Raw genomic sequence first — 13,880 nt, forward strand, 5'->3', positions numbered from 1 at the left:
CGCTTGCCAGGAACCCATAGCAGTGCAAGGCTTAGGGCACCACCCGAGGAAGGACCGGCCCATGCGCCCATTACTCGCCTGCCTGCTGCTCGTCCTGGCCCTGCCGGCCAGCGCGCAGATCTACAAGTACACCGACGCCAACGGCAATACGGTGTTCACCAACCAGCCGCCGGACGGTACGGCGGCCGAAAGCGTCGACCTGCCGCCGACCAATACGGTCGAGATGCAGACCCCCAAGATGCCGGCCGATGCCCCTGGCAACAGTTCGACGCAGAGCGAGGCGCCCTATTCGGTGCTGCGCCTGACCGGCATTCCGGACGAGGAAGCCATGCGCGCCAACAACGGCACCTTCATCGTCAGCGTCAGCATCGAGCCACGCCTGCAGCCGGGCCATCGCCTGCGCCTGATCCTCGACGGCGAGCCCTACGGCCAGGCGAGCAACGTACCCAGCCTGCAACTGACCAATGTCGACCGCGGCGAGCACAGCCTGGCGGTGGCGGTCGTCGCCGGCGAACGCATCGTCCAGCAGAGCGCCACCGAGACCTTCACCGTGCAGCGCATCAGCGTCAACAGCCCTGCCCGCCCCCCTGTAACGCCACCGCGTCCGACCCCAAGGCCTGCGAACTGATCACGATGCGTACATTGCTGCTCTGCCTGCTGCTCATCACCCAAGCAGCTTCGGCTCAGGTCTACACCTACATCGACGCGGAAGGTAACCGCGTATTCACCGACAAACCCCGCAGCAGCAATGCCGAGCGGGTAATGCTGGCGCCTTCCAACAGCGTGCAGCTGAACCAGCCCAAACCCACGGTGCACATGGCCCCGCCTGCCGTGACCAAACCGACCGTGCACTACCAGCTGCTGCGTATCCTCGTGCCTGAGCCGGACGCCTCGATCCACAACGGTTCCGGGGACATGATCGTCACCCTCAGCAGCGAGCCGGGCCTGCTGCCCGGCCACAGCTACCGGCTGCTGCTCGACGGCGAACCGCAGGGTGAAACCAGCCGCAGCCCGGTGTTCTCCCTGCGCCATGTCGATCGCGGCACGCACCAACTGGTGGCGGAAATCATCGATTCGGCGGGCCTCATCGTCGAGCGCACCCCCGCGCAGCCCTTCCACATGCACCGCATGACCCTGGCGCAGAAGCGCAAGATCAATCCCTGCAAGAAGGACGACTACGGCGTTCGCCCCGAATGCCCGCTGAAGGACAAGCCCAAGGAAGACGTCAGCATCCTTCCGTTCTTCTGAAACAGTCGATTGCACCTTAATGGTGCAATCGAACGCACCACCTCCTAAGCTCTCCCTGTTTTGGGTCGCTTTTCGCCGCCCAGCCTTGTCGCAGCACCCGCAAGACCCGAGCAGGTCGCGTCACAAATAGCCGCAAGCCATTTTTGGCGCCCCGTACGACGGCCCAAAGAAGGGCCGCCAGGGAGGCAGATCACAAAAAATGCGTCTTTTCGGGGCCTTGGTTTGCTTCTTGCATTTTCCTGCCCATCGCCGGAACGCACTGCCTATGACCATCAACGACGCGCTGCACCGCCTGCTACTCGACAACCTGACCACCGCCACCCTGCTGCTCAACAGCCAGTTGTGCCTTGAGTACATGAACCCGGCGGCGGAAATGCTCCTGGCCGTCAGCGGCCAGCGCAGCCACGGTCAGTTCATCAGCGACCTGTTCACCGAATCGCCCGAAGCACTGTCATCCTTGCGCCAGGCGGTGGAGCAGGCGCATCCGTTCAACAAGCGTGAAGCGGTGCTGACCTCGGTCACCGGCCAGACGCTGACCGTGGACTACGCGGTGACGCCGCTGTTCAGCAAGGGCGAGACCCTGCTGCTGCTGGAAGTGCACCCACGCGACCGCCTGCTGCGCATCACCAAGGAAGAGGCGCAGCTGTCCAAGCAGGAGACCACCAAACTGCTGGTGCGCGGCCTGGCCCACGAGATCAAGAATCCGCTCGGCGGCATCCGTGGCGCCGCCCAGCTGCTATCGCGCGAGCTGCCCAACGAAGAGCTCAAGGACTACACCAACGTCATCATCGAAGAGGCCGACCGCCTGCGTAACCTGGTCGACCGCATGCTCGGCTCGAACAAGCTGCCGTCGCTGGCGATGACCAACGTGCACGAGGTGCTCGAGCGCGTCGCCAACCTGATCGAGGCGGAAGCGCAAGGCAGCATCACGTTGGTGCGCGACTATGACCCAAGCATCCCGGACCTGCTGATCGACCGCGAGCAGATGATCCAGGCCGTACTCAACATCGTGCGGAACGCCATGCAGGCCATCGCCGGGCAGAAGCACGACATGGGGCTTGGGCGCATCAGCCTGCGCACCCGTACCCTGCGCCAGTTCACCATCGGCCACACGCGCCACCGCCTGGTGGTCAAGGTCGAGATCATCGACAACGGCCCCGGCATTCCGCCGGAGCTGCAGGAAACCATCTTCTATCCCATGGTCAGCGGGCGTGCCGACGGCACCGGCCTGGGCCTGGCCATCACCCAGAACATCATCAGTCAGCACCAGGGCCTGATCGAGTGCGAGAGCCACCCCGGCCACACCGTGTTCTCGATCTTCCTGCCGCTGGAACAAGGAGCGCCCACGCCATGAGCCGCAGTGAAACCGTCTGGATTGTCGACGACGATCGTTCCATCCGCTGGGTCCTGGAAAAGGCCCTGCAACAGGAAGGCATGACCACCCAGAGTTTCGACAGTGCCGACGGTGTACTCGCCCGCCTGACCCGCCAGCAGCCGGACGTGATCATCTCCGACATCCGCATGCCCGGCGCCAGCGGCCTCGACCTGCTGGCACGCATCCGCGAGCTGTACCCGCGCCTGCCGGTGATCATCATGACCGCGCATTCGGACCTGGACAGCGCGGTGGCCAGCTACCAGGGCGGCGCCTTCGAATACCTGCCCAAGCCGTTCGACGTCGACGAAGCCGTGTCGCTGGTCAAGCGCGCCTTTCAGCACGCCCAGGAACAGCAGAGCCTGGCCGCGCCCGCTGCGCAGGCACGCACCCCGGAAATCATCGGCGAGGCGCCGGCGATGCAGGAGGTGTTCCGCGCCATCGGCCGCCTGTCCCACTCCAATATCACCGTGCTGATCAACGGCGAATCCGGCACCGGCAAGGAGCTGGTGGCCCATGCCCTGCACCGCCACAGCCCGCGCGCGGCCGCGCCCTTCATCGCGCTGAACATGGCGGCCATTCCCAAGGACCTGATGGAATCCGAGCTGTTCGGCCACGAGAAAGGCGCCTTCACCGGCGCCGCCAACCAGCGCCGCGGCCGCTTCGAACAGGCCGATGGCGGCACCCTGTTCCTCGACGAGATCGGCGACATGCCGGCCGACACCCAGACCCGCCTGCTGCGCGTATTGGCCGACGGCGAGTTCTACCGCGTCGGCGGCCACACCCCGGTGAAGGTGGACGTGCGCATCATCGCCGCCACCCACCAGAACCTGGAAACCCTGGTGCAGGCCGGCAAGTTCCGCGAAGACCTGTTCCACCGCCTCAACGTCATCCGCATCCACATTCCGCGCCTGGCCGACCGCCGCGAGGACATCCCCACCCTGGCTCACCACTTCCTCGCCCGCGCCGCCCAGGAGCTGGCGGTGGAACCCAAGTTGCTCAAGAGCGAAACCGAGGATTACCTCAAGCACCTGCCCTGGCCGGGCAACGTGCGCCAGCTGGAGAACACCTGCCGCTGGATCACCGTCATGGCCTCGGGCCGTGAAGTGCATGTCGACGACCTGCCGCCGGAGCTGCTGACCCAGCCGCAGGACGCCGCACCGGTGACCAACTGGGAACAGGCGCTGCGCCTGTGGGCCGACCAGGCCCTGGCCCGCGGCCAGTCCAACCTGCTCGACAGCGCCGTGCCGGCCTTCGAACGCATCATGATCGAGACCGCGCTCAAGCACACCGCTGGCCGCCGCCGCGACGCCGCCCTGCTGCTGGGTTGGGGCCGCAACACCCTGACGCGCAAGATCAAGGAACTGGGGATGAAGGTCGACGGCGCGGACGACGACGACAGCGACGACTGATCCCGCCAGCATTACGAAAAAGGGCATCCCATGGGATGCCCTTTTCATTTCCCCGGATTGCATCCGGGCTACGACGCGACGCCCGTAGGGTGCGCCGTGCGCACCGCCAATTGTCGCCGCCCGATCAACCGCGCTGCGCGTTCTTGATCGAGATCTGCGTATTGAGCGTCCAGAAGTCGTAGAGCACGCCGATCAGGAACAGGCCGCCGGTCAGCAGGTAGAGGATCCCGGTGATCCACTTGCCCTGATACATGCGGTGCACCCCGAACACGCCGAGGAAGGTCAGCAGGATCCAGGCGACGTTGTAGTCGGTATCGCCGGCGGTGAAGCGCAGGTCCGCCTCGCGATCCATCGAGGGGATCAGGAACAGGTCGATGATCCAGCCGATGAACAGCAGACCGAGGGTGAAGAACCAGATGGTGCCGGTCACCGGCTTGCCGTAATAGAAACGGTGCGAACCGAGAAAACCGAAGATCCACAGCAGGTAGCCGATCAGCTTGCTATGGGTGTCCTGTCGTTGCATGGCGAACTCCTTGTGCGAGATGCAGCTATGACGCTGCGCGCCGAGTGAAGGTTTCATCTGCGGCGAGGCGGTGCAACTCAACGAATGGCTTGATAGCTGTACGACGCCCATATACTGTATAAAAAAACAGTATAGATATCGCCTGCCATGCAATTGATCGACAAGCTCACCATCCTCGCCGACGCCGCCAAGTACGATGCCTCCTGCGCCAGCAGCGGCGCGCCCAAGCGCAGCTCCAAGGGCAAGGACGGCATCGGCTCGACCAACGGCATGGGCATCTGCCACAGCTACACGCCGGACGGGCGCTGCGTGGCGCTGCTGAAGATCCTGCTGACCAACTTCTGCCTGTACGACTGCCAGTACTGCATCAACCGCCGCTCCAGCGACGTGCCACGGGCGCGCTTCACCCCCGAGGAAGTGGTCACCCTGACCCTGGACTTCTACAAACGCAACTGCATCAGCGGCCTGTTCCTCAGCTCAGGCATCATCCGCTCGGCCGACTACACCATGGAGCAGCTGATCCGCGTCGCCAAGCTGCTGCGCCAGGAGCACCAGTTCCGCGGCTACATTCATCTGAAGACCATCCCCGATGCGGCACCGGAGCTGATCGCCGAGGCCGGGCTGTATGCCGACCGCCTCAGCGTCAATATCGAACTGCCCACCGAGACCAGCCTGGTGCGCCTGGCGCCGGAAAAGAACGTCGACAGCATTCACCAGGCCATGCACAGCATCCACCAGGGCGAACGCGAGGCCCAGGAAGAACGCCGCGCGCCGCGCTTCGCCCCGGCCGGGCAGAGCACGCAGATGATCGTCGGCGCCGACGCCACCGACGACAGCACCATCCTGCACAACGCGCAGAGCCTGTATCAGGACTATCGCCTGCGCCGCGTCTACTACTCGGCCTTCAGCCCCATCCCGCAAAGCCCGAAAACCGTGCCGTTCGAGGCACCGCCCCTGCTGCGCGAGCATCGCCTCTACCAGGCCGATTTCCTTATGCGCGGCTACGGATTCAGCGCCACGGAGCTATTGGCCGGCCCCGGCAACCTGGCGCTGGATATCGACCCCAAGCTGGCCTGGGCCCTGGCAAACCGCGAGCAGTTCCCGGTGGACCTGAACCGCGCCGACGAGTCGCTGATCGCCCGCGTGCCCGGTATCGGCGTACTCAGCGCCAGGCGCCTGGGCGCGCTGCGGCGAGAACGGCGCATCCGCTATGAGGATCTGACCCGCCTGCGCTGCGTGCTGGAAAAGGCCAAGCCCTTCATCGTCACTCAGGATTACCGGCCACCGCGGGCCGAACACGAATCCCAGGTGCTGCGCCAGCAGTTGCGCGACACCCCGGCGCAGATGGCCCTGTGGTGATGCACAGCCTGCGCTTCGACGGCACCTTCGCCACCTGGCGCCAGGCCGCGCGCCGCGCATTGTTGCAAGGCCTGGCACCGCATCAGCTGCAGTGGCTGGACGAAGAAGCGGCGCCCGGCCTGTTCGATCAACCCGCCGAACGCGCGCCGGAACCCAATGGTCGCCTGCGCGTATCGCCCGAACTGCTGGAGCTGCTGGAAAGCGCCGCGCAGTACTGCGGCGAGGAGCGCTGGAGCCTGCTCTACCGCGTGCTCTGGCGCTTCGTGCAGGGCGAGCGCAGCGCGGTGCTGGCCGGCGATCCCGACGGTAGCGAGCTGCATCGGCGACTCAAGGCGGTGCGCCGCGAGGCGCATCACCTGCATGCCTTCGTGCGCTTTCAGCCAAGCAAGGCGCAGGGCGCGCCGGATTTCGTCGCCTGGTTCGAGCCGGCGCACGACATCCTGGCGTCGGCCAGCGGCCATTTCGCCGAGCGCCTGGGCAAGCACAGTTGGCTGATCGCCACGCCGCGCGATGGCGTGTTCTGGGATGGCCAGCGTCTACAGCACGAGCGCCACTGCCCGGTGCAGTGGCAAGCCTGGGCACGGCAGCCCGAGGATGATGGCCAGGCCCTTTGGCGCGCCTATTACGGCAGCACCTTCAACCCGGCGCGCCTTAACCGCACGGTGATGCAGCAGCATTTGCCAGTGCGCTTCTGGAAGCACCTGCCGGAAGGCCCGCTGATTCCGCAACTGATGAGCGAAGCGCGCGCCGGCGCGCAGCGCGATGGCCAGGCATTGGTGCTGGCCGGCAGAAAGGGCAAACGCATCGCCCAGATAAACGAAGGGGACGCAGTGCGTCCCCCGTCAGGCAGCGTCAGCGGAAGCGACGCCCCGGATCTTCCTCGCTGACCTCCAGCGCCAGGCCCTGGGCCATGCTGGTCAGGTGATCGCCGTCGGTTTCCGAACCGAGCTTGATCATCAGGCGCAGGTCGTTGGCCGAGTCGGCGTAGAGCAGCGCGTCTTCATAAGTGATCTCGCCCTGGGTGTAGAGGTTGTACAGCGCCTGGTCGAAGGTCTGCATGCCCTGCTCGGTGGAGCGTTTCATCAGGCCCTTGAGCTCGTGCACCTCTCCCTTGCGGATCAGGTCGGCGGCCAGCGGGGTGTTGATCAGCACCTCGATCACCGCGCGACGGCCCTTGCCGTCCGGGGTCGGCACCAGCTGCTGGGCGACGATGGCCTTGAGGTTGAGCGACAGGTCCATCCACACCTGGTTCTGCCGGTCGGCCGGGAAGAAGTTGATGATGCGATCCAGCGCCTGGTTGGCGTTGTTGGCGTGCAGGGTGGCCAGGCACAGGTGACCGGTTTCGGCGAAGGCCACGGCATGGTCCATGGTCTCGCGGGTCCGCACCTCACCGATGAGGATCACGTCCGGCGCCTGACGCAGGGTGTTCTTCAGCGCCACCTCGAAAGACTCGGTGTCGATGCCCACCTCGCGCTGGGTGACGATGCAGTTCTGGTGCTGGTGGATGTATTCGATCGGGTCTTCGATGGAGATGATGTGGCCGCTGCTGTTCTTGTTGCGGTAGCCGATCATCGCCGCCAGCGAGGTGGACTTGCCGGTACCGGTGGCACCGACGAACAGCACCAGGCCGCGCTTGGTCAGCGCCAGCTTCTTGAGAATCTCCGGCAGCTTGAGGTCGTCGATGGTGGGGATGTTGGTCTCGATGCGGCGCAGCACCATGCCCACCAGGTTGCGCTGGTAGAAGGCACTGACGCGGAAACGACCGATGCCACGGGCGCTGATGGCGAAGTTGCACTCGTGGTTCTCGGCAAAGTCGCGGCGCTGCGCTTCGTTCATCACACCCAGCACGGTTTCGCGGGTCTGCTCCGGCGACATGGCGTTCTTGGTCACCGGCATGATCTTGCCATTGACCTTCATCGACGGCGGCACGCCGGCGGTGATGAACAGGTCGGAACCGCCTTTTTCGACCATCAGGCGCAACAGTTTTTCGAATTCCATCGTCGTTCTCGCAGCTTCGTGTGCAATGCCGTTCGGCAGCCGTCTGCCTAATCGTAGGAGCGAGCTCTGCTCGCGAACAGGGTGAAGCCAAAAGCTTCGCGAGCAGGGCTCGCTCCTACACCAGTTCCTAGAAGTTTTCCGGGCTCTTGGCCTTCTCGCGCGCACTGTCGCGGCTGATAAGACCTTTGGACACCAGCGTCTTCAGGCACGCATCGAGGGTCTGCATGCCCAGGGCGCCGCCGGTCTGGATCGCCGAATACATCTGCGCCACCTTGTCCTCGCGGATCAGGTTACGGATGGCCGGGGTGCCGATCATGATTTCGTGCGCCGCCACGCGACCGCCGCCGATCTTCTTCAGCAGGGTCTGCGAGATCACCGCCTGCAGCGATTCGGAGAGCATCGAACGGACCATGGATTTCTCTTCGGCAGGGAACACGTCGACGACACGGTCGATGGTCTTGGCCGCCGAGGTGGTGTGCAGGGTGCCGAATACCAGGTGACCGGTTTCCGCGGCGGTCAGCGCCAGGCGGATGGTTTCCAGGTCGCGCATCTCGCCCACCAGGATGATGTCCGGGTCTTCACGCAGGGCCGAGCGCAGCGCTTCGGAGAAGCCGTGGGTGTCGCGGTGCACCTCACGCTGGTTGACCAGGCACTTCTTCGACTCGTGAACGAATTCGATGGGGTCCTCGATGGTGAGGATATGGTGGTACTTGTTGCTGTTGAGGTAGTCGAGCATCGCCGCCAGGGTGGTCGACTTGCCCGAACCGGTGGGGCCGGTGACCAGCACCAGGCCGCGCGGCACGTCGGTGATCTTGCGGAACACCTCACCCATGCCCAGGTCTTCCATGGTCAGCACTTTCGAGGGAATGGTACGGAACACCGCACCGGCACCACGGTTCTGGTTGAAGGCGTTGACCCGGAAGCGCGCCACGCCCGGCACCTCGAAGGAGAAGTCGGTCTCGAGGAACTCTTCGTAATCCTTGCGCTGCTTGTCGTTCATGATGTCGTAGATCAGCGCGTGTACCTGCTTGTGATCCAGCGGCGGCAGGTTGATGCGGCGCACATCGCCGTCGACGCGGATCATCGGCGGCAGACCCGCCGAGAGGTGCAAATCCGACGCACCTTGCTTGGCGCTGAAGGCGAGCAGCTCAGTGATATCCATGGGACTCCCCAATTACAAGCAAGCAGGTAGAATGCCGCGAACCCTCTAAAGGTCGGGCTTTGTAGAGCGCAGGTAATGTCCACGATAGCAGAGAATATTGCAAAGGTCGGAGCGCGTATCCGTGAGGCGGCGCAAGCCTCGCAGCGCAATTTGGCTGACATCGGCCTGCTGGCGGTGAGCAAGACCAAACCGGCCGACGCCATCCGCGAAGCGCACGCCGCCGGCCTGCGCGATTTCGGCGAGAACTACCTGCAGGAAGCCCTGGAAAAGCAGGCTGCGCTGAGCGACCTGGCCTTGATCTGGCACTTCATCGGCCCCATTCAGTCGAACAAGACCCGGCCCATCGCCGAGCACTTCGACTGGGTGCACTCCGTGGATCGCCTGAAAATCGCCCAACGCCTGTCCGACCAGCGCCCCGCGCACCTGGCGCCGCTGAATATCTGTCTGCAGGTCAACGTCAGCGCTGAGGACAGCAAATCCGGCTGCAGCCCGGAGGAACTGCCGGAGCTGGCCAGAGCCGTTAGCGCCCTGCCCAACCTCAAGCTGCGCGGGCTGATGGCGATTCCCGAACCCACCGACGACGTCGCCGCGCAACATGCCGCCTTCGCCCGCCTGCGCCAGTTGCGCGATGACCTGGCGCTCGACCTCGATACCCTGTCCATGGGCATGAGTCATGACCTGGAAGCCGCCATCGCCGAGGGTGCCACCTGGGTGCGCATCGGCACTGCCCTGTTCGGCGCCCGCGACTACGGCCAGCCCACTCACTGAATGAAGGAATTCCCGTAATGAGCAACCCGATCATCGCCTTCGTCGGCGCCGGCAACATGGCCGCCAGCCTGATTGGCGGCCTGCGCGCCCAGGGCGTGGCGGCCAGTGCCATCCGCGCCAGCGAGCCTGGCGGCGAGCAGCGCGCGCGCCTGCAGCAGGAGCACGGCATCGCCACCTTCGCCGACAACGGCGAGGCCATCAAAGGCGCCGAGCTGATCGTGCTGGCGGTCAAGCCGCAGGTGATGAAGGCGGTGTGCCTGGATCTGGCGCCGCACCTGTCCGCCAACCAGGTGATCATCTCCATCGCCGCCGGCATCAGCTGCGCCAGCCTGGAAAACTGGCTGGGCGAACATCCGGTGGTGCGCTGCATGCCCAACACGCCGGCGCTGCTGCGCCAGGGTGTATCCGGCCTGTTCGCCAATCCGCGCGTCAGCGCCGCACAGAAGGCCCAGGCCGAACAGGTGCTGAGCGCCGTCGGCCTGGCCCTGTGGCTGGATGAAGAAGCCCAGCTCGACGCCGTTACCGCGGTGTCCGGCAGTGGCCCGGCCTATTTCTTCCTGCTGATCGAAGCGATGACTGCGGCCGGCGAGCAGCTCGGCCTGCCGCGTGAAACCGCCGCCCGCCTGAGCATCCAGACCGCACTGGGCGCCGCGCGCATGGCCAGCGAGAGCGATGTCGATGCCGCCGAATTGCGTCGCCGTGTGACCTCGCCGAACGGAACCACCGAAGCGGCGATCAAAACCTTCCAGGCCGGCGGCTTCGAAGCGCTGGTACAACAGGCGCTCAACGCCGCCGCCAATCGCTCGGCCGAACTCGCCGAACAACTGGGTCAATAAGGAAGCACACATGTCCGGACTCATCGAAGCCCTCATCTATATCATCCAGACCCTGGGCAGCCTGTATCTGCTGATCGTGCTGCTGCGCTTCATCCTGCAGCTGGTGCGCGCCGACTTCTACAATCCGCTGAGCCAGTTCATCGTCAAGGCCACCCAGCCGCTGCTGACGCCGCTGCGGCGCATCATCCCGGGCTTCGCCGGGCTGGACCTGGCCTCGCTGGTGCTGGCCATCCTGGTGCAGCTGCTGCTGATGGTCGTCACCCTGACCCTGATGGGCTACAACGTCGGCGGTTTCATTGCGCAGTTGCTGGTGTGGTCGGTGATCGGCGTGACCTCGCTGTTCCTCAAGGTGTTCTTCTTCGCCCTGATCATCAGCGTGATCCTCTCCTGGGTCGCCCCAGGCAGCTACAACCCTGGCGCGCAACTGGTGAACCAGATTTGCGAGCCGCTGCTGGCACCGTTTCGCAAGCTGCTGCCGAACCTCGGCGGCCTGGATATCTCGCCGATCTTCGCCTTCATCACCATCAACCTGATCGACCGCTTCGTCATCGGCGCTCTGGCCGCCTCCACCGGCCTGCCGCCGATGCTCAGCCCCTTCCTTTGATAGCGTGAGCTACTTTCGCTGGGACGGCGAGGACCTGATCCTCGACTGTCGCCTGCAGCCCAAGGCGAGCAAGGACGAGTTCGCCGGGCTGCATGGTGAGCGGCTGAAGATCCGTCTCACCGCCCCGCCGGTCGATGGCAAGGCCAACGCCCATCTGCTGGCCTTCCTGGCCAAGGCGTTCGGCGTGGCCAAGAGCCAGGTGAGCCTGGAAAGCGGCGAACTCAATCGGCAGAAACGCCTGCGCATTCGCGCCCCACAGAGCCTGCCGCCGATTCCCGGCCTGCAGCGCCTATGACGACCATTCAGCCACCACAGCCGACCATAAGGCGGGACTGTAGAAGTGGCCAATTGACGGCCGCCTTGCAGCTCGCATAATGCAGGCTGTTCTCGCGCAATGCCGTGCTTCCTGGCGGCACACCCAACCCAACCGTCATGCAACCCCAGCAAGTGGATGAACTTGCCGAGAGGAGAGCCAGGATGAGCATGGAACGTCTCAGCCAGCAGGTTGACGCCTACGTCGCCTGGAAACGCGAACTGATGCGCGAAATCACGCGCTATCGCAGTTGGCTGGAGCACAACCGACTCAACTCCGAGGCGGTTCAGGCCAAGCTCGAACGCGCACTGAAGATCCTCCGTACCGACCACATCACCCTGGCCTTCGTCGGCGAGTTCTCGCGCGGCAAGACCGAGCTGATCAACAGCCTGTTCTTCTCCGAATACGGCCAGCGCATGCTGCCTTCGCATGCCGGGCGCACCACCATGTGCCCGACCGAGCTGTTCTTCGACCCGCGTTCGGAACGCCCCTACATTCGCCTGCTGCCGATCGAGACCCGCACCGCTTCGGCCAGCGTCGCACAGTTCAAACGTATTCCCCGGCACTGGGTGAACATTCCGCTGGATACCAGCGACCCAGCCAACATGGCCCTGGCCTTCAGCCAGGTGGCCAAGACCAAACCCATGGCCGTGGAACAGGCGATCCAGCTCGGCTTCCACCCGGATATGCTCGAAGGCACCGGCAAGCGCGGCCAGGTGCTGGTGCCGGCCTGGCGCCACGCCATGGTCAACTTCGACCACCCGCTGCTGCGCCAGGGCCTGCGCATTCTCGACACGCCCGGCCTCAACGCGCTGGGCAGCGAGCCGGAGCTGACCCTGTCGATGCTGCCCAACGCCCAGGCGATCATCTTCCTGCTCTCCGCCGATACCGGCGTGACCGCCAGCGACATGAGCATCTGGCAGCAGCACATTCGCCAGCTCGACGAAGACACCCAGACCTGCCTGTTCGCCGTGCTGAACAAGATCGACGTACTGTGGGACGACCTGGCCGGCGAAACCTTCGTGCAGAACGCCATCAGCCAGATCCAGGGCGCCACCGCCAAACAGCTGGGCATCGCCAAGCAGGACGTGCTGCCGCTGTCGGCCAAGCAGGCGCTGCTGGCCAAGGTGCGCAAGGACGAAGAACTGCTGGCACGCAGCCAGATGGCCAACCTGGAGAACCTGCTGTGCGAGCGCATCGTCGCGCAGAAGGAACGCCTGATCGAAGATCAGGTGGTGCGTCAGGTCCTGGCGCTGCTGAACAACAGCCAACACGTACTCAACCTGCGCCTGGAGAAGGTCAGCGAACAACTGGCCCTGCTCGGCAATCACCAGCAGGACAACGGCCAGTTGCTGTTCGAGCTGACCGCCAAGACCAAGGAAGACCACACTCAGCATCACAAGCGCCTGCTGAGCCTCAAGACCAACCAGCGCCTGCTGCAACGCCAGGGTCAGCTGCTGCGCCACGCCGCGCGCGCCGAGCGCCTGGAACAACACCTGAGCGAGGTGCGCCGCAACCTCACCGGCAGCTGGACCACCCTCGGCATCAACCAGGCCATCCTGCATTTCTTCCGTGCCGTCGAGCAGGACCTGCACAACCTGCAGCACGAAGCGGAGATGGCCAACAAGATGGTCGCCGCCATTTATCGCCGGCATAACGAAGACAACCCGCTGGGTGGCGTCGATGCGCCGCAGTTCAGGATCCAGCGCTATTTGCGCGAGCTGAAGAAACTGCAGGACAAGGGCGATCAGTTCCGCCTGCATGTGAAGACCCTGCTCACCGAACAGCGCAGCCTGACCCGACGCTTCTTCGCCACCCTGGCCCAGGAAGTGATCGGCCTGCACCAGCGCCTGCGCCTGGACGCCGAGCAGTGGGCCGCCGATGCGCTGATGCCGCTGATGCAGCACACCCTGGAGCACAAGCAGATGCTGGAAAGCCACATGCTGCGCCTCAAGGCGCTGGCCCAGGAAACCCAGCAGACGCGCAAACGCAGCCAGCAACTGGCGCGCTACCGCGAAGAGCTGGAGCAACAGCTGGCCCTGGCCAGCGACATGCTCCGCGTGCTGCGCCGCCCGGCTCCAGTGCAACGCCAGGGCAAGGTGGTCAGCCTGCCGGTGGCGGCGCGCCCGCAAAGTCTGTAAATCCTATATTCATGCACGCTTTGCCCCCTCTCCCATTCATGGGAGAGGGCTGGGGAGAGGGTGATTCGGGCGACTCGGAGACGCCAGGTAGATAGACCCTCTCCCCTGCCCCTCTCCCGCAAGCGGGAGAGGGGAGACCAGACC

Annotated in this window: 14 protein-coding genes; 11 read left to right on the forward strand and 3 right to left on the reverse strand. The window is 64.7% G+C overall.

Annotated elements, in window-relative coordinates; all coding sequences use genetic code 11:
• Positions 1-61: 61 nt before the first annotated feature.
• The 4 genes from BLS61_RS07255 (at position 62) to ntrC (ending at position 4,032) form a co-directional block, all read left to right on the forward strand.
• On the forward strand, positions 62-628 hold the full coding sequence (locus tag BLS61_RS07255; protein ID WP_090429394.1) for a DUF4124 domain-containing protein: 567 nt from the start codon (positions 62-64) through the stop codon (positions 626-628).
• Between the two features lie 5 nt (positions 629-633).
• Entirely contained in the window at positions 634-1,248 is a 615-nt protein-coding gene (locus BLS61_RS07260) for a DUF4124 domain-containing protein (protein ID WP_090429396.1), read from the forward strand.
• A gap of 265 nt (positions 1,249-1,513) precedes the next feature.
• Complete coding sequence (gene glnL / locus BLS61_RS07265; RefSeq protein ID WP_090429398.1) at positions 1,514-2,602, forward strand: nitrogen regulation protein NR(II); 1,089 nt, start codon at positions 1,514-1,516, stop codon at positions 2,600-2,602.
• Positions 2,599-4,032 (forward strand): nitrogen regulation protein NR(I), encoded by a 1,434-nt coding sequence (ntrC, locus tag BLS61_RS07270; protein WP_090429399.1) that lies wholly within the window; start codon positions 2,599-2,601, stop codon positions 4,030-4,032. The genes glnL and ntrC overlap by 4 nt, the downstream gene beginning before the upstream one ends.
• 124 nt (positions 4,033-4,156) lie before the next feature.
• On the opposite strand, the gene BLS61_RS07275 is transcribed toward ntrC, so the two are convergent.
• Entirely contained in the window at positions 4,157-4,555 is a 399-nt protein-coding gene (locus BLS61_RS07275; protein WP_090429401.1) for an NINE protein, read from the reverse strand.
• A 147-nt stretch (positions 4,556-4,702) separates the two neighbouring features.
• Here BLS61_RS07275 and BLS61_RS07280 point away from each other — a divergent pair, with 147 nt between their 5' ends.
• Together BLS61_RS07280 and BLS61_RS07285 are read left to right on the forward strand one after the other, a co-directional pair.
• Positions 4,703-5,914 carry a putative DNA modification/repair radical SAM protein gene (locus BLS61_RS07280; RefSeq protein WP_090429403.1) on the forward strand — a complete coding sequence of 404 codons (1,212 nt, stop codon included), beginning with the start codon at positions 4,703-4,705 and terminating at the stop codon, positions 5,912-5,914.
• Entirely contained in the window at positions 5,914-6,801 is an 888-nt protein-coding gene (locus BLS61_RS07285; protein ID WP_090429884.1) for a TIGR03915 family putative DNA repair protein, read from the forward strand. The genes BLS61_RS07280 and BLS61_RS07285 overlap by 1 nt, the downstream gene beginning before the upstream one ends.
• Here the strand turns inward: BLS61_RS07285 and BLS61_RS07290 are convergent.
• Positions 6,767-7,912, reverse strand: a complete 1,146-nt coding sequence (locus BLS61_RS07290) for a PilT/PilU family type 4a pilus ATPase (RefSeq protein WP_090429404.1) — start codon at positions 7,910-7,912, stop codon at positions 6,767-6,769. The two genes, BLS61_RS07285 and BLS61_RS07290, sit on opposite strands and share 35 nt — an antisense overlap.
• Before the next feature lie 127 nt (positions 7,913-8,039).
• Positions 8,040-9,074 (reverse strand): type IV pilus twitching motility protein PilT, encoded by a 1,035-nt coding sequence (gene pilT, locus BLS61_RS07295; RefSeq protein ID WP_090429406.1) that lies wholly within the window; start codon positions 9,072-9,074, stop codon positions 8,040-8,042.
• Positions 9,075-9,149: 75 nt separating this feature from the next.
• Here pilT and BLS61_RS07300 point away from each other — a divergent pair, with 75 nt between their 5' ends.
• The 5 genes from BLS61_RS07300 to BLS61_RS07320 all read left to right on the forward strand — a co-directional run bounded on the left by BLS61_RS07300 (position 9,150) and on the right by BLS61_RS07320 (position 13,736).
• Positions 9,150-9,842 (forward strand): YggS family pyridoxal phosphate-dependent enzyme, encoded by a 693-nt coding sequence (locus tag BLS61_RS07300; RefSeq protein WP_090429408.1) that lies wholly within the window; start codon positions 9,150-9,152, stop codon positions 9,840-9,842.
• Between the two features lie 17 nt (positions 9,843-9,859).
• Positions 9,860-10,678, forward strand: a complete 819-nt coding sequence (proC, locus tag BLS61_RS07305; RefSeq protein WP_090429409.1) for a pyrroline-5-carboxylate reductase — start codon at positions 9,860-9,862, stop codon at positions 10,676-10,678.
• A gap of 10 nt (positions 10,679-10,688) precedes the next feature.
• Positions 10,689-11,282: a YggT family protein gene (locus BLS61_RS07310; protein ID WP_024309838.1), complete on the forward strand. Its 594-nt coding sequence runs from the start codon at positions 10,689-10,691 to the stop codon at positions 11,280-11,282.
• A 4-nt stretch (positions 11,283-11,286) separates the two neighbouring features.
• Complete coding sequence (locus tag BLS61_RS07315; RefSeq protein ID WP_090429412.1) at positions 11,287-11,577, forward strand: DUF167 domain-containing protein; 291 nt, start codon at positions 11,287-11,289, stop codon at positions 11,575-11,577.
• Between the two features lie 182 nt (positions 11,578-11,759).
• A complete protein-coding gene (locus BLS61_RS07320; RefSeq protein WP_090429414.1) occupies positions 11,760-13,736 on the forward strand; it encodes a dynamin family protein in 1,977 nt (658 codons plus the stop codon).
• Positions 13,737-13,880 lie beyond the last annotated feature (144 nt).

The organism is Ectopseudomonas guguanensis, from assembly GCF_900104265.1.
Taxonomy (GTDB): Bacteria; Pseudomonadota; Gammaproteobacteria; order Pseudomonadales; family Pseudomonadaceae; genus Aquipseudomonas; species Aquipseudomonas guguanensis.